The organism is Micromonospora sp. CNZ296 (assembly GCF_007827635.1).
The window spans coordinates 149,705-170,258 of sequence record NZ_VISW01000013.1 but is presented as its reverse complement, the minus strand read 5'-3'; the positions used below and the strand labels follow the sequence as shown (position 1 = coordinate 170,258).

At 72.4% G+C, this 20,554-nt stretch carries 19 protein-coding genes and 3 pseudogenes; 17 read left to right on the top strand and 5 right to left on the bottom strand.

What is annotated here, in order from left to right; all coding sequences use genetic code 11:
- The first annotated feature begins 199 nt into the window (after positions 1 to 199).
- The 3 genes from FB455_RS22075 to FB455_RS22065 are packed head-to-tail and all read left to right on the top strand — an operon-like array spanning position 200 to position 3,305.
- Entirely contained in the window at positions 200 to 1,492 is a 1,293-nt protein-coding gene (locus tag FB455_RS22075; protein WP_013287982.1) for a sugar ABC transporter substrate-binding protein, read from the top strand.
- Positions 1,489 to 2,475 carry a carbohydrate ABC transporter permease gene (locus FB455_RS22070; RefSeq protein WP_013287981.1) on the top strand — a complete coding sequence of 329 codons (987 nt, stop codon included), beginning with the start codon at positions 1,489 to 1,491 and terminating at the stop codon, positions 2,473 to 2,475. The genes FB455_RS22075 and FB455_RS22070 overlap by 4 nt, the downstream gene beginning before the upstream one ends.
- Entirely contained in the window at positions 2,472 to 3,305 is an 834-nt protein-coding gene (locus FB455_RS22065; RefSeq protein WP_013287980.1) for a carbohydrate ABC transporter permease, read from the top strand. The genes FB455_RS22070 and FB455_RS22065 overlap by 4 nt, the downstream gene beginning before the upstream one ends.
- A gap of 13 nt (positions 3,306 to 3,318) precedes the next feature.
- Here the strand turns inward: FB455_RS22065 and FB455_RS22060 are convergent, their stop codons facing one another.
- Together FB455_RS22060 and FB455_RS22055 are read right to left on the bottom strand one after the other, a co-directional pair.
- Positions 3,319 to 4,179: a hypothetical protein gene (locus FB455_RS22060; RefSeq protein ID WP_030274634.1), complete on the bottom strand. Its 861-nt coding sequence runs from the start codon at positions 4,177 to 4,179 to the stop codon at positions 3,319 to 3,321.
- A gap of 113 nt (positions 4,180 to 4,292) precedes the next feature.
- Positions 4,293 to 5,078, bottom strand: coding sequence for an enoyl-CoA hydratase-related protein (locus tag FB455_RS22055; protein ID WP_013287978.1), 786 nt, complete (start codon positions 5,076 to 5,078; stop codon positions 4,293 to 4,295).
- Between the two features lie 19 nt (positions 5,079 to 5,097).
- Here FB455_RS22055 and hemW point away from each other — a divergent pair, with 19 nt between their 5' ends.
- A complete protein-coding gene (hemW, locus tag FB455_RS22050) occupies positions 5,098 to 6,321 on the top strand; it encodes a radical SAM family heme chaperone HemW (protein WP_174361734.1) in 1,224 nt (407 codons plus the stop codon).
- A 39-nt stretch (positions 6,322 to 6,360) separates the two neighbouring features.
- Here hemW and FB455_RS22045 read toward each other — a convergent pair whose 3' ends face one another.
- On the bottom strand, positions 6,361 to 6,972 hold the full coding sequence (locus tag FB455_RS22045) for a DUF4870 domain-containing protein (protein ID WP_013475521.1): 612 nt from the start codon (positions 6,970 to 6,972) through the stop codon (positions 6,361 to 6,363).
- A 232-nt stretch (positions 6,973 to 7,204) separates the two neighbouring features.
- Here FB455_RS22045 and hrcA point away from each other — a divergent pair, with 232 nt between their 5' ends.
- The 3 genes from hrcA to FB455_RS22030 all read left to right on the top strand — a co-directional run bounded on the left by hrcA (position 7,205) and on the right by FB455_RS22030 (position 10,182).
- Positions 7,205 to 8,227 carry a heat-inducible transcriptional repressor HrcA gene (gene hrcA, locus FB455_RS22040; protein WP_013287975.1) on the top strand — a complete coding sequence of 341 codons (1,023 nt, stop codon included), beginning with the start codon at positions 7,205 to 7,207 and terminating at the stop codon, positions 8,225 to 8,227.
- Positions 8,228 to 8,300: 73 nt separating this feature from the next.
- The gene (dnaJ, locus tag FB455_RS22035) at positions 8,301 to 9,446 is read left to right on the top strand and encodes a molecular chaperone DnaJ (RefSeq protein WP_030274641.1); all 1,146 of its coding nucleotides are present in this window, start codon (positions 8,301 to 8,303) and stop codon (positions 9,444 to 9,446) included.
- A 1-nt stretch (position 9,447) separates the two neighbouring features.
- The gene (locus FB455_RS22030; protein ID WP_013287973.1) at positions 9,448 to 10,182 is read left to right on the top strand and encodes a 16S rRNA (uracil(1498)-N(3))-methyltransferase; all 735 of its coding nucleotides are present in this window, start codon (positions 9,448 to 9,450) and stop codon (positions 10,180 to 10,182) included.
- A 125-nt stretch (positions 10,183 to 10,307) separates the two neighbouring features.
- Here FB455_RS22030 and FB455_RS22025 read toward each other — a convergent pair whose 3' ends face one another.
- A complete protein-coding gene (locus FB455_RS22025; protein ID WP_145754902.1) occupies positions 10,308 to 11,069 on the bottom strand; it encodes an SDR family oxidoreductase in 762 nt (253 codons plus the stop codon).
- A gap of 93 nt (positions 11,070 to 11,162) precedes the next feature.
- On the opposite strand from FB455_RS22025, the gene FB455_RS22020 reads away from it, so the two are divergent.
- From FB455_RS22020 to FB455_RS21985, 10 genes and pseudogenes are all read left to right on the top strand, one after another.
- Positions 11,163 to 11,507: a histidine triad nucleotide-binding protein gene (locus FB455_RS22020; RefSeq protein WP_013287971.1), complete on the top strand. Its 345-nt coding sequence runs from the start codon at positions 11,163 to 11,165 to the stop codon at positions 11,505 to 11,507.
- A complete protein-coding gene (locus FB455_RS22015) occupies positions 11,504 to 12,880 on the top strand; it encodes a serine hydrolase domain-containing protein (protein WP_145754901.1) in 1,377 nt (458 codons plus the stop codon). Before FB455_RS22020 ends, FB455_RS22015 begins: the two co-directional genes overlap by 4 nt.
- 134 nt (positions 12,881 to 13,014) lie before the next feature.
- Positions 13,015 to 13,710: pseudogene (locus FB455_RS34860) on the top strand (PhoH family protein); the annotation flags it as partial.
- Positions 13,699 to 14,517 (top strand): annotated as a pseudogene (locus FB455_RS34855) (LAGLIDADG family homing endonuclease); the annotation flags it as partial. The pseudogenes FB455_RS34860 and FB455_RS34855, both read left to right, overlap by 12 nt.
- Before the next feature lie 264 nt (positions 14,518 to 14,781).
- Positions 14,782 to 15,144 (top strand): annotated as a pseudogene (locus FB455_RS34850) (PhoH family protein); the annotation flags it as partial.
- Positions 15,145 to 15,183: 39 nt separating this feature from the next.
- Positions 15,184 to 15,657, top strand: a complete 474-nt coding sequence (gene ybeY / locus FB455_RS22005) for an rRNA maturation RNase YbeY (RefSeq protein ID WP_013287968.1) — start codon at positions 15,184 to 15,186, stop codon at positions 15,655 to 15,657.
- Complete coding sequence (locus tag FB455_RS22000; RefSeq protein ID WP_174361814.1) at positions 15,633 to 17,042, top strand: hemolysin family protein; 1,410 nt, start codon at positions 15,633 to 15,635, stop codon at positions 17,040 to 17,042. The genes ybeY and FB455_RS22000 overlap by 25 nt, the downstream gene beginning before the upstream one ends.
- On the top strand, positions 17,035 to 17,421 hold the full coding sequence (locus tag FB455_RS21995) for a hypothetical protein (protein WP_013287966.1): 387 nt from the start codon (positions 17,035 to 17,037) through the stop codon (positions 17,419 to 17,421). The genes FB455_RS22000 and FB455_RS21995 overlap by 8 nt, the downstream gene beginning before the upstream one ends.
- Positions 17,418 to 18,314 (top strand): GTPase Era, encoded by an 897-nt coding sequence (era, locus tag FB455_RS21990; protein ID WP_013287965.1) that lies wholly within the window; start codon positions 17,418 to 17,420, stop codon positions 18,312 to 18,314. Before FB455_RS21995 ends, era begins: the two co-directional genes overlap by 4 nt.
- A gap of 151 nt (positions 18,315 to 18,465) precedes the next feature.
- Positions 18,466 to 19,641: an acyltransferase family protein gene (locus tag FB455_RS21985; protein WP_013287964.1), complete on the top strand. Its 1,176-nt coding sequence runs from the start codon at positions 18,466 to 18,468 to the stop codon at positions 19,639 to 19,641.
- Positions 19,642 to 19,706: 65 nt separating this feature from the next.
- Here FB455_RS21985 and FB455_RS21980 read toward each other — a convergent pair whose 3' ends face one another.
- Positions 19,707 to 20,465: a DUF4097 family beta strand repeat-containing protein gene (locus tag FB455_RS21980; protein ID WP_232236785.1), complete on the bottom strand. Its 759-nt coding sequence runs from the start codon at positions 20,463 to 20,465 to the stop codon at positions 19,707 to 19,709.
- Between the last annotated feature and the right edge of the window lie 89 nt (positions 20,466 to 20,554).

Sequence of the window (20,554 nt, the reverse complement as noted above, 5' to 3'; positions counted from 1 at the left end):
CGCCCGGCCTCACCGGCCGGGCGCCCGTCGGCGTATGTGAGCCCTGAACTGCCCGGACGGCATCGATGTCGGCCGGGCCTCCGGCTGCGATACGGTCGCCTGTGCCCTCCGTCACGAACACCCCCTGTTGTAAAGGAAATTTTCCTACTAAGGTGCGGCGGAGAAGGTTAGTGCCAAACGGCCCTGAGGGAGATATGGCGTGAACAGGTGGAAGCGGCTGGCTCCGGTCACCGCCATCGTGGCGTCGGCCGCGTTGGTGCTGACCGCATGCGGTGGCTCCGGCGACGACGACAAGGCCGCCGACAACAGCAAGCTCACTGTGTGGATGATGGGTGAGGGCGGCGACGCCCAGACCAAGTTCCTCGACAGCGTCGAGGCGGAGTTCAAGAAGAAGCACCCCGAGACCGACGTCGTGGTGCAGTACATCCCCTGGCTCGAGGCGCCGAAGAAGTTCCAGGCCGCGCTCGCCGGTGGGGAGGGCCCGGACGTCACCGAGCTGGGCAACACCGAGACCCAGGGCTGGGCCGCGCAGGAGGCCCTGGCCGACGTCTCGGACAAGTTCAACGGCTGGTCCGAGGGCAAGGACATCCTGCCCGACCTGGTCAAGAACGCCCAGCTCGACGGCAAGCAGTACGGCGTGCCGTGGTACGCCGGCGTCCGCGCCGTCTACTACCGCACCGACTGGTTCGCCGAGGCGGGCGTGAAGACGCCGACGAACTGGGACGAGATGGTCGCCGCCGCGAAGGCCGTGCAGGCCAAGAAGCCGGGCACCTACGGCATCGCCCTGCCCGGCAACTCCGAGCTGCCGTTCTACTCCTTCCTCTGGGGTGCCGGCGGGGAGATCGCGACCAAGGAGGGCGACAGCTGGAAGTCCGGCTACAACACCCCCGAGGCGCAGAAGGCGGTCAAGTTCTGGACCGACCTGGTGACAGTGCACAAGGTCGCCCCGCCTGCCGCCGCCGGGTGGAACGAGGTCGACGCCCGTACCCAGTTCGCCACCGGCAAGGCCGCCATGGCGTTCGCCGGTAGCTGGCAGGGCGGCGCGATGAAGAAGGACAACCCCGACATCGAGAAGGTCTGGGGCACGTTCCCGATCCCCGGCCCGGACGGCAAGCCCGCCCCGGCGTTCGCCGGCGGCTCCGACATCGCCATCTGGAAGGACAGCGAGCGGCAGGCGCTGGCCTGGGACTACATGACCGTGCTGCTGAGCAAGCAGAAGGACAAGGAGTTCGCCAGCAGCCTCGGCTTCTTCCCGGTCTACCAGGATCTGGTGAGCAGCGGCGACTACGCCAGTGACAAGGTGATGGCCGCGTTCGCCACCGCCATCCAGAACACCAAGCTGACCCCGCTCACCCCGAAGTGGGTCGAGGTCAGCCGGACCAAGACGGTGACCCAGGCGATGAACAGCTCGGTCATCAAGGGCCAGAAGACGGTCGAGAAGGCCACCGCCGACGCGGCCACCGAGATGGAAAGCATCCTCAACGCCAAGTGACCACGCTGACCGAGGCCACCGGCGAGGCCGCCGCGCGGGAGACCCCCGCGCGGCGGCGCCGTCGCCGGGTGGACCACCTTCCGTACCTGCTCCTCCTGCCCTGCCTGGCGATCATCGCCGTGCTGCTGCTCTGGCCGCTCGGCCAGGTCGTGTGGATGTCCTTCCACAAGCTGGACAGCGTCCGGCAGCTGCGCGGCGACCGCGAGTGGCCGTGGGTCGGCCTGGCCAACTACGCGCAGATCCTCGGCGACCCGTTCTTCCGTACGGTGCTGCGCAACACGGTGCTGTTCGCGCTCGCCAACGTGGCGCTCACGATGATCCTCGGCACGCTGGTCGGGCTGCTGCTCAACCGCCTGGGCAAGAAGATGGCCACGTTCGTGGCGAGCTGCGTGATGCTCGCCTGGGCCACCCCGGCGCTGACCGGCACCATCGTCTGGAAGTGGATCTTCGACGACACGAGCGGCCTGGTCACCTGGCTGTTCAACAAGCTCCCGGACGGGCTCTCGACGGCGCTGTTCGGGCGCAGCGACTGGACCGGGTACGGCTGGTTCAACGACCCGCTGCTGTTCTTCGCCATCCTGACGCTCGTGGTGGTCTGGCACTCGTTCCCGTTCATCGCGGTGAGCGTCCTGGCCGGGCTCAAGAGCGTGCCGACGGAGTTGCAGGAGGCGGCCCGGGTCGACGGCGCCGGGCCGTGGAAGGTCTTCTGGTCGGTGACGTTCCCGGTCCTGCGGCCGGTCTTCGGCATCCTCGTGGTGCTCTCCACGATCTGGGACTTCAAGGTCTTCACCCAGCAGTTCGTGCTGGCCGGCGGCACCCAGGACCGGTCCACGTTCATGCTGTCGATCTACTCGTACGCGGAGGCGTTCTCACCACCGCCCAAGTACGGCCTCGGCTCGGCCATCGCGGTCATCCTCACCGTGATCCTGCTCGTGGTGACCGCCCTGTACGTCCGCATGGTGCTGCGGCAGGAGGACGAATGATGAAGAAGATCGCCCTCAACGGCGCGGGCCTGCTGGTCGCGCTCTTCGCCGCGTTCCCGGTCTACTGGATGGTGGCGACCTCGCTGAAGCCCAACCGGGAGATCTTCTCGTCCACCCCCCGGCCGGTGCCGGCGGAGCCGACGCTGGAGCACTACCGGGAGATCCTCACCGGCAACCTGATCCCGGGCGTCACGTTCGCCGACTTCTTCCTCAACAGCGCCCTCGTCGCGCTGGCGACGGTGCTGCTGAGCGGGCTGGTCGCGCTGCTCGCCGCGACCGCTGTGGCCCGGTTCCGGTTCAAGCTGCGCACCACGTTCCTGATCATGCTGCTGGTGGTGCAGATGATCCCGCTGGAGGCGCTGGTCATCCCGCTGTTCCTGATGATCCAGCGGCTCGGCCTCTACAACACGCTGCCCAGCCTGATCCTCACGTACCTCGGCTTCTCGCTGCCGTTCGCGGTCTGGATGCTGCGCGGCTTCGTCGCCGCGGTGCCGAAGGAACTGGAGGAGGCCGCCGCCATCGACGGCGCCAGCCGGGCCCAGACGTTCCGCAAGGTGCTGTTCCCGCTCGTCGCGCCCGGCCTGGTCGCCACCAGCATCTTCTCGTTCATCACCGCGTGGAACGAGCTGATCTTCGCGCTGACCTTCATCAACGACCAGCAGAAGTACACGCTGCCGGTGGCCATGACGTTCTTCTTCGGCCGGGACGACACCGCCTGGGGCTCGGTGATGGCGGCGTCCACGCTGTTCACCCTGCCGGTGATCGTCTTCTTCCTGCTGGTGCAGCGCCGGATGGTCTCCGGCCTCGTCGCGGGAGCCGTGAAGGGCTGACCCGGCGGGCCGGTCAGGCCGCGGCGAACACCTCGGCCCGCACCTCGGTGGCCGGGTCGCCCTTCACCCGGGCCCAGGAGCCCTGCGCGGCGGTCCACTCCAGGTTGCCGAAGCGGACCTTCTTCACGCCGTGATCGTCGGCGTGCGAGACCAGCCAGTGCGCGTACCGCCAGCCGTTGCGGTCGTCGCCCGCCGGCACGGTGAGCGCGGTCAGGTCCGTCGCAGTGGCCAGCCGGGGCAGCCCCCAGTCCAGCGACAGGCTCTCCAGCACGGCGCTGGCGGCAGCCGGCCCGCGCATCGTCGGCGGCGAGCTGACCGTGCAGGCCACCGCGCCGGTCGCGTGGCCGAGCAACGCGCGGGTGAGGACCTCCGACTCGTCCGCCCACTTCTGGTACGCCTCGGGGAACGCCGACCGCTGCACCCGCTGGGCGGCGTCGGTGATCCGCATCCGCTCCCAGCCCTTGACCTTCTTCAGCGCGGCGTAGAACTTGTTCGCCGCGTACCGCGGGTCCTGGATCTCCTCCGGGCTGCCCCAGCCCTGGCTCGGGCGCTGCTGGAACAGACCGAGCGAGTCGCGGTCGCCGTGGGCGATGTTGCGCAGGTGCGACTCCTGGTAGGCGGTCGCCAGCGCCACCACCACCGCCCGCTCGGGCATCCGGCGCTGCATCCCGATGGCCGCGATGGTGGCCGCGTTCGCCATCTGGTCGGCGCCGAGCACCACCTCGCCGTCGGCCTTCACGGTGCAGGTCCGGCTGGCCAGGGGGAGCCGCAGGTGCTCGCCGAACTGCTTGGTCACGACGTAGACCGCGAGCAGTGCCAGCACGCACACCGCCACCCCAGATGCCACGATCGCCGCTCGCGTCCGCACCCGCACCCCCTGTCCCGACAGTCCGACAAGCGTACGTCCCACCCGCCACGGCGGGTCTCGGCCGACCGGCGGGCCCCACCTCGGCCGCAATGGGGCTCCCGCGGGGCCCGCCGCGAACCTCAGTCTCCGGCGGGCACCCAGGCGGCGGGACGCTTCTCCCGGAACGCCATGACGCCCTCGCGTCCCTCGTCGGAGAGGAAGTACCCGGTCGACAGGGCGGCCAACTCGGCGATCTCGGCCCGCAGGTCGGGACCGGCGGGCCGGCGCAGCAGCTCCTTCGCCCCGGCCAGCGCCCCCGGGGCGCCCTTCACCAGCGAGGCGCAGTAGCGCTCGACGGCGGCGTCCAGCTCGTCGGCCGGCACCGCTGCGGTGACCAGGCCGATCTCGGCGGCGCGGCGGCCGTCGAACGTGTCGCCGGTCAGGTACAGCTCGGCGGCGGCCCGCTGGCCCAGCCGGGGCAGCACGGTCGCCGAGATCACCGCCGGGATCACGCCGATCCGCACCTCGGTGAACGCGAACGTCGCCTCCTGCGCGCAGACCGCCAGGTCGGCGGCGGCGATCAGGCCCAGCCCGCCGGCCCGGGCCGGCCCGGCCACCTTCGCCACCACCGGCTTCGGGCACTCCCGCACCGCCACCAGCACGTCGCCGAGCATCCCGGCGGGCACCGTGCCGCTGGCGTACGCGGCGGCTGTCTCCTTCAGGTCGGCGCCGGAGCAGAAGACCGGGCCGGTGTGGTCGAGCACGATCGCGCGTACCGCGTCGTCGGCGACCGCGTCGGCCAGCCCGGCCAGCAGCTGGGTCATCAGGGGCGTCGAGAGCGCGTTGCGATTGTGCGGGCTGTCCAGGGTGAGGGTGGTCACCCCACGGGCCGTGGCGACTCGCACGAGAGCGTCCGGAGAGGTCATGCCGGGCACACTAGTGGCCATGCCCGGCGTCCTTCCAGAAGGCGAACCCGTCCCGCGCGACGGATCGCTGCCCGCCACCGCCCGTCGCGCCGTCGGCGCGCGCGGCTTCGGCGTGTACGTCCACGTCCCGTTCTGCGCCAGCCGGTGCGGTTACTGCGACTTCAACACGTACACCGCCTCGGAGCTGGGCGGCGGGGCGAGCCGGGAGACGTACGCCGACTCGGTGCTGGCCGAACTGGCGCTGGCCGCCCGGGTGCTGGGCGACTCGCCGCCACCCCGGGTCGACACGGTCTTCGTCGGCGGCGGCACGCCCACCCTGCTGCCCGCCGACGACCTGGCCCGGATCCTCGACGGCATCGACCGCGTCTGGGGGCTGGCCGCCGACGCCGAGGTGACCACCGAGGCCAACCCCGAGTCGGTGAGCCCGGAGTCGCTCAAGACGCTGCGGGCCGCCGGGTACACCCGGATCTCGCTCGGCATGCAGTCCGCCGCGCCGGGGGTGCTCGCGGTGCTGGACCGGCGGCACAGCGCGGGCCGGGCCACCGCCGCCGCGCTGGAGGCGCGCGACGCCGGGTTCGAGCACGTGAACCTGGACCTGATCTACGGCACGCCGGGCGAGACCGCAGACGACTTCGCCGCCTCGCTGGCCCAGGTGGTCGACGCGGGCGTGGACCACGTCAGCGCGTACGCCCTGATCGTGGAGGACGGCACCCGGCTGGCCGCGCGGATGCGCCGCGGCGAGCTGCCGTACCCCTCCGACGACGTGGCGGCGGACCGCTACCTGGCTGCGGAGGCCGCGCTCGGCGAGGCCGGCTTCTCCTGGTACGAGGTGTCGAACTGGGCCCGGTCGGCGGCGGCGGCGTGCCGGCACAACCTGCTCTACTGGACCGGCGCCGACTGGTGGGGCCTGGGCCCGGGGGCGCACAGCCACGTCGGCGGCGTGCGGTGGTGGAACGTCAAGCACCCGAGCGCGTACGCGGCCCGGCTGGCCGAGGGCGCCTCGCCCGCGCTGGCCCGGGAGCAGCTCACCCCGGACGAGCAGCACATGGAGGACGTGATGCTGCGGGTGCGGCTCGCCTCCGGGCTGCCGCTGGACGTGCTGGACGAGCCCGGCCGGGCGGGCGCCGAGCGGGCCCGGGACGCCGGGCTGCTCGACGCCGGGGCGTACGCGCGAGGGCTTGTGGTGCTGACGCTGCGCGGCCGGCTGCTGGCCGACGCGGTGGTACGCGACCTGCTGCCGTGACCGGCACCGGCCGGCCGCCCCCTCGGCCGGCCGGCGGTGTCACTTGATGAAGTTGTAGGTCATCGGGTAGCGGTAGAGCACACCCTCGTTGGCCTTGACCCCGCCGATGATTCCGAAGATCAGCGGCACCAGCCAGACCAGCATCGGGACGAAGAACAGGATCCCGCAGGTGATGACCGTGATCACCCAGGCGAGCACGCTGGCGATGGTCCAGGTGATCTGGAAGTTCAGCGCCGCGACCGCGTGGGCGCGGACCGTCGGCGACTGCTGACCGCGGGTCATCATCGCGATCAGCGGGGCGACCCAGCCGAGCAGACCGCCGCCGACGATGACACCCGCGGCGCCACCGAAGTGCGCCACCAGGGCCCACGTCTTCTCGTCGTTGTTGGCGTACGCGGCGGGGCCGTACCCGCCACCGGCGGGGTAGCCGGCGCCGTAGCCGGGCGTGCCGCCCGGCGGAGGGTAACCACCGGGGGGCGGGTAGCCGCCCGGAGGCGGATAGTCACCGGGCGGGGGATACCCGCCGGCGCCCGGCGCCCCGGACAGTGGAGCGGTGGGCGGTTCGCTGCCCGGCGACGAGCCGTAGGGCGCCGACGGGTCGGGCTGGGGGCCGGAGTCCCCTGCCCCTGGAGGGCGAGGAGGTTCTGTCATGGTCGCCACGGTAGGGGCACCGGTCAACTCGCACCAGAGCGACACAGACCGACGATGACCGGCTGTTCGGCCCTGGTGGGCGGCGCTGTGTGGTGGGCCGCACCGCAGGTCCGTCGGGCGATCATCGCGCCGGCGGGGGTGCCGACGTAGACTGGCACTCGCTACAGTCGAGTGCCAGCCGCCCGGCGGATGCCGCGTGCCGGCCCGGCCGAGGTGCGTCAGGAGGTGGGGAATGGGTCTCGACGACCGCAAACTCGCCGTGCTGCGCGCGATCGTCGAGGACTACGTCGCCACGCAGGAACCGGTCGGCAGCAAGGCCCTGGTCGAGCGGCACCAGCTCGGCGTCTCGCCGGCCACCGTGCGCAACGACATGGCGGTGCTGGAGGAGGAGGGCTACATCCGGCAGCCGCACACCAGTGCCGGCCGGGTGCCCACCGACCGCGGCTACCGCCTCTTCGTCGACCGGCTGTCCCGGGTCAAGCCGCTCAGCCCGGCCGAGCGCCGGGCGATCGAGCGCTTCCTGGTCGGCGCCGTCGACCTGGACGACGTGGTGCACCGCACGGTCCGGCTGCTCGCCCAGCTCACCCGGCAGGTGGCAGTGGTGCAGTACCCGAGCCTGGCCCGCTCCAAGGTGCGCCACCTGGAGCTGGTGCCGATCTCCACCACCCGGCTCATGGTCGTCATGATCGCCGACACCGGCCGGGTCGAGCAGCGGCTGGTCGAGCTGCCCGCCCCGGTGCCCGCCGACGACGTGACCGACCTGCGCCGGCTGGTGAACGAGAAGCTCGTCGGCAGCCAGCTCGCCGAGACGCCGCCGCTGGTGCAGGCGCTCGTCGAGGAGTCCGCGCCGCATCTGCGCCCGGCCATGACCACGCTCTCCACCGTGCTGCTGGAGACGCTCGTGGAACGGCACGAGGAGCGCCTCGCGCTGGCCGGACAGGCCAACCTCACCCGGGGCGGCCTGCTCGACTTCCAGGGCTCGCTGCGGCCCATCCTGGAAGCGCTCGAAGAAGAGGTCGTGCTGCTCAAGCTGATCGGTGAGACGGAGCCGAGCACCACCCGGGTGCTCATCGGCGACGAGAACGAATTCGACAACCTGCGGGCCGCCTCGGTGGTCAGCACCGGCTACGGACCGGGCAGCACGATCGTCGGTGGACTCGGCGTGCTCGGGCCGACCCGGATGGACTACCCCGGCAATATCGCCATGGTGAGGGCCGTGGCACGCTACGTGGGCGAACTGCTGGCCCAGAACTGACCAGTCAGGGCCGACGGCCGGTTCCGGCCGACGACCGGAGCGACGCGAGACGAACATGAGGACACCTAACGCAGTGGCCAGGGACTACTACGGCATTCTCGGCGTGAGCCGGGACGCCTCCGACGACGAGATCAAGCGCGCCTACCGCAAGCTGGCGCGGCAGTTCCACCCGGACGTCAATCCGGACCCGGAGGCCCAGGAGAAGTTCAAGGACATCAACGCCGCGTACGAGGTCCTCTCGGACGACCGGAAGCGGCAGATCGTCGACCTGGGTGGCGACCCGCTCGCCCCGGGCGGCGGCGGCATGGGCGGTCCCGGCGGCCCGGGCGGCGCCGGTCCGTTCGTCGGCTTCCAGGACATCATGGACGCGTTCTTCGGCGGCGCCGCGGGCGGCAGCCGGGGGCCGCGTCCGCGTACCCGCCCCGGTGCGGACGCGATCCTGCGCCTGGAGCTGGACCTCAACGAGACCGCGTTCGGCGTCGAGGCGCCGATCACCGTCGACACCGCCGTGCTCTGCACCACCTGCTCCGGCGCCGGCACCGCCGCCGGCACCCACCTGGCCACCTGCGAGGCGTGCGGCGGCCGGGGCGAGGTGCAGTCGGTGCAGCGGACGTTCCTCGGCCAGGTGGTCTCCGCCCGGCCGTGCACCGTCTGCCAGGGCTACGGCACCACCATCCCGCACCCCTGCCCGACCTGCGCCGGTGACGGCCGGGTGCGCACCCGCCGCTCACTCACCGTGAAGATCCCGGCCGGGGTCGAGGACGGCATGCGGATCCGCCTGGCCCAGCAGGGCGAGGTCGGGCCGGGTGGCGGCACCGCCGGTGACCTCTACGTCGAGATCCACGAGCGGCCGCACGACGTCTACTCCCGCAAGGGCGACGACCTGCACTGCCGGGTCACCGTGCCGATGACCGCGGCCGCGCTGGGCACCCGGCTGACCATCAAGACGCTGGACAGCGAGGAGACGGTCGACGTCAAGCCCGGCACCCAGCCCGGAAGCACGATGCGGCTGCGCGCCCGGGGCGTACCGCACCTGCGCGGCACCGGCCGGGGCGACCTCTACGTGCACCTGGACGTGCGTACCCCGACCAAGCTCGACGCCGACCAGGAGCGGATGCTGCGCGACTTCGCCAAGACCCGCGGCGAGGAGGTCGCCGAGCTGACCAAGCAGGGCGGCTTCTTCTCCCGGATGCGCGACGCCTTCAACGGGCACGCCTGAGGTGTCCGCCCCGCTGTTCCTGGTCGAGGCGCTGCCCACCGGTGACACGCTGACGCTGGACGGCCCGGAGGGCCACCACGCGGCCACCGTGCAGCGGCTGCGCGCCGGCGAGGAACTGGTGCTCGCCGACGGCCGGGGCGGCACCGCCGCCGCGGTGGTCACCGCCGTCGGCCGCGGCACGCTCGACCTGCGGGTCACCAGCCGGGGGTACGCGGACGCGCCGGTACCCCGGCTCGTCGTGGTGCAGGGCATCGCCAAGGGCGACCGGGGTGAACTCGCCGTGCAGGCGATGACCGAGGTCGGCGTGGACGAGATCGTGCCGTGGGCGGCGTCCCGCTCGGTGGCACAGTGGCGCGGCGACCGGGGCGGACGGGCCCGGCAGAAGTGGGTCGCGACCGCCCGGGAAGCGGCCAAGCAGGCCCGCCGCCCGTGGCTGCCGGTGGTGGCCGGCGCGCCCGACGAGTCCACCGCCTCGGTGGCCCGCCGGATCGCCGGTGCGGCCGGCGCGTTCGTGCTGCACGAGGGTGCCCACGACCGGCTGACCACAGTCGACCTGCCGGCCACCGGCGAGATCGTGCTGGTGGTGGGCCCGGAGGGCGGCATCGCCGACCACGAGCTGGCCGCGTTCGCCGACGCGGGCGCCCGTACGGTCCGCCTGGGCCCGTCGGTCCTGCGCACGTCCACGGCTGGCGTGGCAGCCCTGACGGTCCTGGCCACCCGCCTGACCCACTGGTAAACCCGCGCCCTCGTTCCCCGCCCGCGTTCTCCCGGCGCGCTGATCTTGCAGTTTCGGCCCGCCTTGCGCCCCTTTTTCGACGCTTTGTGGGGGCCGAAAGTGCAAGATCGCGGAGGGCGTGGGGGTCAGGAGCGGAGGTAGGAGGCGCCGTTCATGTCGATGATGGTGCCTGCGGCCCACTCGGCCTCGGGGCTCGCCAGCCAGTGCACCGCCGCCGCGACCTCCTCCGGCCGGGCCACCCGGTGGAACGGGGACTGGGCGCGTACCGCCTCGCCCCGCTCGCTCTTCAGGTGCTCGTTCGTCATGTCGGTCTCGACGAAGCCGGGCGCCACACAGGCCACCCCGATGCCGTACGGCGCCAGGGCCACCGCCAGCGACTGGGCCATCGCGTTCATCCCGGCCTTGCTGGCCCCGTAAGCCGGGTTGGCCGGCTCGCCCCGGAACGCGCCCCGGGACGAGACGTTCACGATCCGGCCCCCGCGTTCGCGCATGTGCTGCGCGGCGCACCAGGCGGCGTTCGCGGCGCCGACAAGGTTGGTGTCGAGCACCTCCCGCCAGCGCGCCCGCCACTGCTCGTAGCTGCTCTCGAAGACCGGGTGCGGGGGATCGGCCGGCCCGAACACCCCGGCGTTGTTCACGAGTACGTCGAGGCCGCAGAGCCGCTGGGCCGCCTCGTCCACCATGGTCCGTACCGCGTCGGCGTCGGCCAGGTCGGCGCGGACCACCACGTGCCCGTCACCCGGCAACTCGGCGCGCAGCCGCTCGGCCAGCTCGGCCGAGTCCCGGTGGTGGATCGCCACCCGGTCTCCACCTGCGGCGAACGCCCGCGCCACCGCCCGCCCGATGCCCCGCGAGGCCCCCGTCACCAGCACCGCCCGTCCCGACATGGCGGCCATCCTGCCGCACCGGGCCAGACTGTTAAAAAGGGCCCCTTCCCATACCGGAGGCGTTAAGCAGGGGCCCCTCCTTACACTGCTGCGATGGACTGCCTCTTCTGCCGGATCGTCGCCGGGGAGATTCCGGCCACCATCGTCCGCGAGACCCCCACCACCCTGGCCTTCCGGGACATCGACCCGAAGGCGCCCACCCACGTGCTGGTGATCCCCAAGGAGCACTACGCGGACGTGGCCACGCTGGCCCAGGGTGCGCCCGAGCTGGCCGGCGAGGTGCTCCAGACCGCCGCCGTGGTCGCCGAGGAGGAGGGCCTGACCGTGGACGGGTTCCGGCTGATGTTCAACACCGGCCCGTACGGCGGCCAGGAGGTCTTCCACGTGCACGCCCACCTGCTCGGCGGCGCGCCGCTCGGCCCGATGCTCTGCCGATGACCGACGTCTCCGACCGGCTCGGCCGGATGGTGCGCCAGGCGCAGGCCACCGGGCGGATCCCGGCGGTGTCGGCCGCCCTGCACCGGGCCGACCGGCCGCTATGGACCTGCGCCGTGGGCGACACCGGCAACGACACCCCGCTGGGGCCGGAGACGGTGTTCCGGATCGGCTCGGTCACCAAGACCCTCACCGCGGTGCTCGTCATGCAGTGCCGCGACGAGGGCCTGCTCGACCTGGACGACCCGATCGGGCGGCACCTCGACCTGCCCGCGCACGGCGACGCGACAGTACGCCGGCTGCTGTCGCACACCGCCGGCCTGCAACGCGAGCCGCACGGCGACGTGTGGGACAGCCTGCGCGCCCCGGCCGTCGACGAGCTGCTGGCCGACCTGGCCCGGGTCGAGCGGGTGCTGCCCACCGGCCGCCGCTTCCACTACTCCAACCTCGGCCTGGCGCTGCTCGGCGAGGCGGTCGCCCGGCTGCGCGGCGGCACCTGGGCCGAGGTGCTGGCCGACCGGGTGCTCACCCCGCTCGGGCTGACCGCCACCGGCCCGTACCCGACCGAGCGTGCCGCGACCGGGTTCCTGGTCGACGCGTACTCCGACGAGGCCCACCCGGAACCACCCGCCGACTTCGGCGCGGTGGCCCCCGCCGCGCAGCTCTGGAGCACCGCGACGGACATGGCCCGCTGGGCCGCGTTCCTGGCCGACCCGGCGGCGGTGGACCCGGACGGCGCGGTGCTCGCCGCGACGACTGTCGAGGAGATGCGCTGGCCGTTCACCCCCACCGACGAGTCGGTCTGGTCGGCCGGCTTCGGGCTGGGGCTGATCCTGATCCCGCAGCCGGAGCGGGTGATCCACGTGGGCCACGACGGCGCGATGCCCGGGTTCCTCGCCGCTGTCTACGGGCGGCGCGGCGGGCAGGGCACCGCCGGGGCGATGGGCGTCGCGGTGCTCGGCTCGTCCGGCACCGGCGTGGAGGTGTTCGACCTGTCACACCGGCTGCTCGCCGCCGCCGCCGAACACGACCCGGCGGAGATCGAGCCGTGGCGTCCCGGCCCGCCCGCGCCCGACCACCTGCGCGGCGTGCCGGGCCGCTGGTGGGGCGAAGGCTTCGAGTACGTCTTCTCCTGGCACGACGGGACGCTGCGGGCGCGTGGCGCGGACGATCCGGCCGGGAAGCCGCCGGCGGTGTTCGCGCCGCTGCCGGACCGGCCGGACGTGTTCCGCACGGTCTCCGGCCGGGAGGTGGGGGAGCTGCTGCGGCTGACCCGCGACGAACGGGGCGTGGTGGTCCGGATGCACTGGGCGACCTACCGTTTCACCCGCACCCAGGAGACCTTCGACGGGTACGACTTCCGCGCCGGCGACTGACCGCCGGCCACCGGAAATGGGCGCGGTGCGTACGGTGCCGACCCGATACGATGGAGGTAACCGAACGCCGCGCCGACAGGGCCCGGCGCCCGAGAAGCGGAGAGCAGGTGGCGCAGGGCCCGACGGCCCGACCTATGACCGGCACCCCACCTCCCGGCACGCCGCGTGTGCAGACCAGGATCACGGTCCCCGACCAGAAGATCATGGTGAACCTGCTCGGCGCGGGCGACGAGATCCTGCGGCTCGTCGAGCGCTCGATCGACAGCGACGTCCACGTCCGCGGCAACGAGATCACCATCACCGGCGCCCCCGCCGACAACGCCCTCGCCGAGCGTCTCTTCAGTGAGCTGCTCGAACTGATCGAGAAAGGCGAGACCCTGACCACAGACGCGGTACGGCGTACCGTCGGCATGCTCGAACAGGGCGGCGCCGAGCGGCCCGCCGAGGTCCTGACACTCAACATCCTCTCCCGGCGTGGCCGCACCATCCGTCCCAAGACGCTGGGGCAGAAGAAGTACGTCGACGCGATCGACGCCCACACCATCGTCTTCGGCATCGGCCCGGCGGGTACCGGCAAGACGTACCTGGCCATGGCGAAGGCCGTGCAGGCGCTCCAGGCCAAGCAGGTCAACCGGATCATCCTGACCCGGCCGGCGGTCGAGGCGGGGGAGCGGCTGGGCTTCCTGCCCGGCACCCTGAACGAGAAGATCGACCCCTACCTGCGCCCGCTCTACGACGCGTTGCACGACATGCTCGACCCGGAGACCATCCCGAAGCTGATGGCCGCCGGCACGATCGAGGTGGCGCCGCTGGCGTACATGCGCGGGCGGGCCCAGCCGTACGACGCCCGGGTGCTGACCCCGGAGGGCTTCCGGCCGTTCGGCTCGCTCCAGGTCGGTGACCTGGTCATCGGCTCGAACGGGACGCCCACACCGGTGATCGGCATCTACCCGCAGGGGCCGAAGCAGACCTACCGGGTCACCACCCAGGACGGCGCGTCCACGCTCTGCTGCGGCGAGCACCTGTGGACCGTAGCCACGCCGGACGACAAGCGTCGCGGCCGGCGGCGCACGATCGAGACGCAGGAGATGATCGGCAAGGAGTGGCGGGGCCACACCCGTCGCTACGAACTCCCGCTCGTCGCCCCGGTGCAGATGGAGCCGCAGGCGGTTCCGCTCGACCCGTACGCGCTCGGGCTGCTGCTCGGCGACGGCGCGATCTCGTCCCGCGCCACGCCCGCCTTCTCCACCGCCGACCCGGAGCTGGCGACCGCACTGGAGGAGGCGCTGGTCGACATCCAACTGGTCCGCAAGGGTGACTACGACTACGTCCTCCGGCACGTCAACGGGCACCGCGGCGGCGTGATCGTGGCGAACCCGGTGACGGTGGCCGTCCGCGAACTGGGGCTGGCCGGAGCCACCTCGGGCACGAAGTTCGTCCCCGAGGTCTACAAGAACAACAGCGTGGGCGTCCGGCTGGCGGTCCTGCAAGGGCTGCTGGACACCGACGGAGGGCCGGTCACCCAGGCCGGGCGCACGTGCCGTGTGCAGTACTCGACCACTTCCCCCCGGTTGTGCGACGACGTGGTCCACCTGGTCGAGTCGCTCGGAGGGGTGGCCACGGCGCGGGTTCGTCCGGCCGAGGGACGCAAGCCCGGTCTGGCGAAGGGCCGGCCGGTTCCGTACCGGTCCGATGCCTACGTCGTGGAGATCCGGCTACCCGCCGGTGTCGCGCCGTTCCGCCTGTCGCGCAAGCGCCGGCTCTACGACGAGCACGGCGGTGGCCGGCCGATGCGGTTCATCGACTCGATCATCCCGGCCGGGGTGCGGGAGACGATGTGCATCCAGGTCGCGGCGGAGGACTCGCTCTACGTCACCGACGACTTCCTGGTGACTCACAACACGCTTAACGACGCGTTCATCATCCTGGACGAGGCGCAGAACACCACACCCGAGCAGATGAAGATGTTCCTCACCCGGCTCGGCTTCGGCTCCAAGATCGTCGTCACCGGTGACGTCACCCAGGTGGACCTTCCCGGCGGGACGACCAGCGGCCTGCGGGTGGTCCGGGAGATCCTGAACAACGTCGAGGACGTGCACTTCGCCCAGCTCTCCAGCTCCGACGTGGTGCGTCACAAGCTGGTGGGCGACATCGTCGACGCGTACGCCCGCTGGGACGCCGAGCGGGAGACCCAGCAGGCGCAGAGCGTGCACGCCGTACCGGGGCGGACCGCCCAGGGCGGCCGGGCCGGCCGGCGCCGCTGACCCACCGGCGGAAGCCGTCACATCATCAGAGGAAGACAGTTGTCCATCGAGATCGCCAACGAGTCGGGTGTCGACGTCGACACCGACGCCGTGCTCGCCGTCGCGCGGCACGCCCTCGACGAGATGGGGGTCAACCCCCTCGCCGAGCTGTCCGTGCTGCTCGTCGACATCGAATACATGTCGGAGCTGAACCACCGCTGGATGGGTGGCGACGGCCCGACCGACGTGCTCGCCTTCCCCATGGACGAGGGCAGCGTCGACCACGGCCCGGGGGAGAGCAACCCGGCCGGCGGCGAGCCCGCCCTGCTCGGCGACATCGTGCTCTGCCCGGAGGTGGCGGCCAAGCAGGCCGCCGTGGCCGGGCACTCGGCCGCCGACGAGCTGCACCTGCTCACCGTGCACGGCGTGCTGCACCTGCTGGGCTACGACCACGCCGAGCCCGAGGAGGAGCGGGAGATGTTCGGTCTCCAGGCCCGGCTGCTGGCCAGCTGGCGGTCGACCCGGTCGCGGTGATGGACACCTTGGCGGCGGTCCGCACCCCCGCCGGTCTGCCTGATCTTCAACTCCTGGTCTTCGCCGCCGGGCTGGTGGTGCTCGCCGGCCTGATCGCGATGACCGAGGCGGCGCTCGCAGCGGTCTCGCCGGCCCGTGCCGCGGAGCTGACCCGGGACGGTGCCCGCGGCGGGCGTGCTCTCCAGGCGGTCGCCGGTGACGTGGTCCGTCATCTGAACCTGCTGCTCCTGCTGCGTCTGCTGGCCGAGCTGACCGCCACCACGCTCGTCGCGCTGGTGGCTGTCGACACGTTCGGCGCGGGCTGGCGGGCGGCGCTGGTGACCGCCGGCGCGATGACAGTGGTGAGCTTCGTCGTGGTCGGTGTCGGCCCGCGGACGATCGGCCGCCAGCACGCGTACGCGGTCGGCCGCGCGGTCGCGCCGCTGGTGCGCTGGCTGGGCCGCGCGCTCAACCCGCTGGCCTCGCTGCTGATCCTGATCGGCAACGCGGTCACCCCCGGCAAGGGCTTCCGTGAGGGGCCGTTCGCGACCCAGGTGGAGCTGCGGGAGCTGGTCGACCTGGCCGAGCAGCGCGGCGTGGTGGAGCACGGCGAGCGTCAGATGATCCACTCGGTCTTCGCGCTCGGCGACACCATCGCCCGCGAGGTGATGGTTCCGCGTACCGAGATGGTGTGGATCGAGGAACGCAAGACGCTCGCGCAGGCGCTGGCGTTGTTCCTGCGCTCCGGGTTCTCCCGCATCCCGGTGATCGGCGAGAACGTCGACGACGTGCTCGGTGTGCTCTACCTCAAGGACCTGATCCGGCGGGTGCAGGGCGACCAGGCCGCCCGGCAGATGCCGGTGGCCGAGCTGATGCGCCCGGCCACGTTCGTGCCGGAGTCCAAGCCGGTGGACGACCTGCTCTCCGAGATGCAGGCGGCCCGCAACCACCTGGTCATCGTGGTCGACGAGTACGGCGGCACCGGCGGGCTGGTCACCATCGAGGACATCCTGGAGGAGATCGTCGGGGAGATCACCGACGAGTACGATGTCGAGCGCCCGCCGGTCGAGCACCTGCCGGACGGGGCCGTGCGGGTGACCGCGCGGCTGCCGGTGGAGAATCTGGGCGAGCTGTTCGACACCGAGCTGCCCACCGACGAGGTGGAGACGGTCGGTGGCCTGCTCGCCCAGGCGCTCGGCCGGGTGCCCATCCCGGGCGCCGAGGCCGAGGTGGCCGGCCTGCGGCTGGTGGCCGAGGGCACGACCGGCCGGCGCAACCGGATAGACACGGTTCTGGTGAGCCGGGTCGACCGGGGTGACGCGCCGGAGGGCACCAACCGAAGCGATCCGCCCGATTCCCGTGGCGACAACAACCGTTCCGAGGAGAGGCAACCCGCCGATGCCTGAGTCACCCGCCGTACCGGCCGCCATGCCCACCCCCGCCGACCCGGCCGAGCTGAGCGCCGAGGACGCCAAGCTGGTCGTCCTGGCCCGGGGGGCGCGGAGCCGGGTGGCGGCCGTGGAGGGCGCCGCGGTCCGCGACCAGGACGGCCGGACGTACGCGGCGGCGAGCGTGGCGCTGCCGTCGCTGACCCTGACCGCGCTCCAGCTCGCTGTCGCCTCGGCGGTGGCGGCGGGCGCGAGCCGGCTGGAGGCCGCTGTGGTGGTGACCGAGGCGTCGACGCTGGACGGGGCCGGGCACGCCGCGGTGCGTGACCTCTCCGCCGACGCGCCGGTCCACGTGGCCGCGCCGGACGGCACCGTCCTCGGCACGGTGGTCGAGTGACCACGCCCGAGGCGCGCCCCTACCGGGCCGGTTTCGCCTGTTTCGTCGGGCGGCCGAACGCCGGCAAGTCGACGCTCACCAACGCGATCGTCGGCACCAAGATCGCGATCACCTCGAACAAGCCGCAGACCACCCGGCACATCATCCGGGCGGTGCTGCACCGGCCGGACTCGCAGCTCGTGCTCGTCGACACCCCGGGTCTGCACCGGCCCCGCACGCTGCTCGGCGAGCGCCTCAACGACCTGGTCCGGGAGACCTGGAGCGAGGTCGACGTGATCGGCCTGTGCGTACCGGCGAACGAGCCGGTCGGCCGGGGCGACCGCTTCATCACCGGCGAGCTGGCCAGCCTCAAGGCAACAGTGCTGGCGGTGGTCACCAAGACCGACCTGGTCGACAAGAAGCGGCTGGCCGAGCAGTTGCTCGCGGTGAGCGAGCTGGGCGAGTTCGCCGACGTGGTGCCGGTCAGCGCGGTCTCCGGCCACCAGGTCGACACGCTCGTCGACGTGATGACCGGCTACCTGCCGCCCTCGCCGCAGCTCTACCCGGACGACATGCTCACCGACGACCCGGAGCAGGTGCTCGTGGCGGAGCTGGTCCGCGAGGCGGCGCTGGAGGGCGTACGCGACGAGCTGCCGCACTCCATCGCCGTGGTGGTCGAGGAGATGATCCCGGAGGGCAACCTCACCAAGATCTACGCCGACGTGTACGTGGAGCGTTCGAGCCAGAAGGCCATCGTCATCGGCCACCGGGGCAGCCGCCTCAAGCACGTGGGCACCACCGCCCGGCGGCAGATCGAGGAGCTGCTCGGCACCCGGGTCTACCTCGACCTGCACGTACGCGTGGCGAAGGACTGGCAGCGCGACCCGAAGCAGTTGCGCAAGCTGGGCTTCTGACAGGCGGCCGGGGCGGGCCCCGGGGGTCGGTGATCAGGATCAGCCAGACCTATGGGACATCTCACTTTCCATAGGTGTTCTTGGCTGTTTCACAGCGTCCCGGAGCAGGGTAGGGACCATTGTCTCTGCCCCCGGACCCCGCCGTGAGCTGATGCGAAACCGCTATCTGGACCTGCTCCGCTTCCTGGCCATCCTGCGAGTCGTCACCTACCACGTCACCGGCTACGCCACGCTCACGCTGGTGTTTCCGGCGATGTCGGTGATGTTCGCCCTGGCCGGGTCGCTGATGGCGGCGTCACTCGACCGCAGCGGGGTACGCGCGGTCGGGCGCCGGCTGCGCCGCCTCCTGCCGTCGCTGTGGGTGGTGGCCGCGGTCTTCGTGCCGGCCATGCTGCTCACCGGGCTGACGTTCAGCCCGAAGGTGCTGCTCTGGCTCTTCCCGATCAGCGACCCGCCGGCCAACTACTGGGGTGGGCTGGCGCTCAGCCCCATCTGGTACCTGCGGGACTACCTGTGGTTCGTGCTCGCCTCGCCGTTCGTGCTCTGGCTGTTCCGCCGGGCGCCGCTGCCCACGCTCGCCGCCCCGTACCTGCTGCTGGTCGCGATCGAGATCGGCGTCCTGGCGAACCCGCCGACGGTGCTGCGCGAGTTCGGCCTCTACTTCGGCGCCTGGCTGCTCGGCTTCGCCCACCACGACGGGCTGCTGCGCCGGATGCGCAACCGGGTGCTGCTGCCGGTGGCCGCCGTGGTCGGCGCCGCCGGGCTGGCCTGGATCGTCACCCATCCGGGCCCGCGCGGATTCGACATCAACGACATCCCGCTGGGCAACGCGCTCTGGTCGGCCGCGTTCATCCTGGTGGCGATCGGCCGGGCCCCGGCCGGGGTGACCTGGGTCGACCGCGTGCCGGCGCTCGGCCGGGCGGTGACGGTGGTGAACCGGCGTGCGCTGACGATCTACCTCTGGCACATGCCGTTCGTGGTGCTCCTCACCCCGCTCGTCGGCCTGGTCGGCTGGTCGCCGCGCGACCCGGTGGGCCTGTGGCTGCGGGTGGGGCTGGTCTTCGCGCTCGTCGGCGTGGTGACGCTTCTGGTCGGCTGGGTCGAGGACGTCGCAGCCCGGCGTACCCCCGAACTGGTCCCCGGCAAGCCGCGGCGGACCGTGGCCGACCGGGCGGCGGCCGCCCCGGCCAGCCCGGCCCCCGCCGGGGCGGAGGACGCGCTGGTGAGCGTCGGGGCGCGGGTGCCGGCGCCGCGCCGCCCGGCCGAGGACCCCGGCCGGGGCGACGGCGTCCGGGCGGCCCGGCGGGACACGCCCGGCGGCGACTGAGCGGCCACCGGGCGCGGCCCGACTGAGCGGCCACCGGGCGCGGCCCGCCCAGGTGCGCCGTCCGCTCAGCGGGTGCTGACCGTGACGTTGCCGCTGGTGGCGGACGCTTCGAGCTGCACCGACGCTGTCGGGTCGTCGGTGACGCGCACGTCGGTGTCGCCGGACGTCGCGGTGGCGCGCACCCGGTAGCGGCCCGCCGGCACGGCCAGGTCCACGTCTCCGCTCGTGGCGTGCACCCGGGCCGGTGCCGGCTGGTCCAGCTCGACGACGATGTTGCCGGACGTGGTCTCGGCGTCGATCGCGGAGGCGAGCCGGCGGGCCTCGATGTCACCGGAGCGGGCACGCAGCCGCACCGGGCCGGCCGCCTCGACGACCCGGATGTTGCCCGACGTGGTGGAGGCGCGGACCTCGCCGGTGGCGCCCCTGATGGTCAGGTCGCCGGAGCTGAGCGTGAACTCCACCGCGCCGACGTCGCTGAGGTCGACGTTGCCCGAGCCGGTGCCGCCGTGCACCACCACGCCGGGCGGCGCGGTCACCTCCCAGGAGATGCTGCACCGGTGCCCGCAGTCGGTGGGCAGGACGAGTTCGTCTCCCTTGATCTCGTACCGGCTGGTCGGCTCGTCGCCCTGGTAGCGGACCACGCGCTTGATGCGTACCTGGTCGGCGGGGCCGTTCGCCCGGACCACGACGTCGCCGGCGCCGTCGTCGTCCACGGTGATCTTCGTGATCTTCGTCCGCTCCGTCTGGTCGAAGTCGAGGCGGCGGAACGAGAGGGTGTCACACCCGGCGAGGACGATGAGGGCGCTGGCCGCGGTAGCGGCCACCACGCCACGTAGCCGGAAAGCGCCACGTAGCCGGAAAGCGCTGCGTAGCCGGGGAGCGGTGTGGAGCGAAGCCATGGCCAGCACACTAG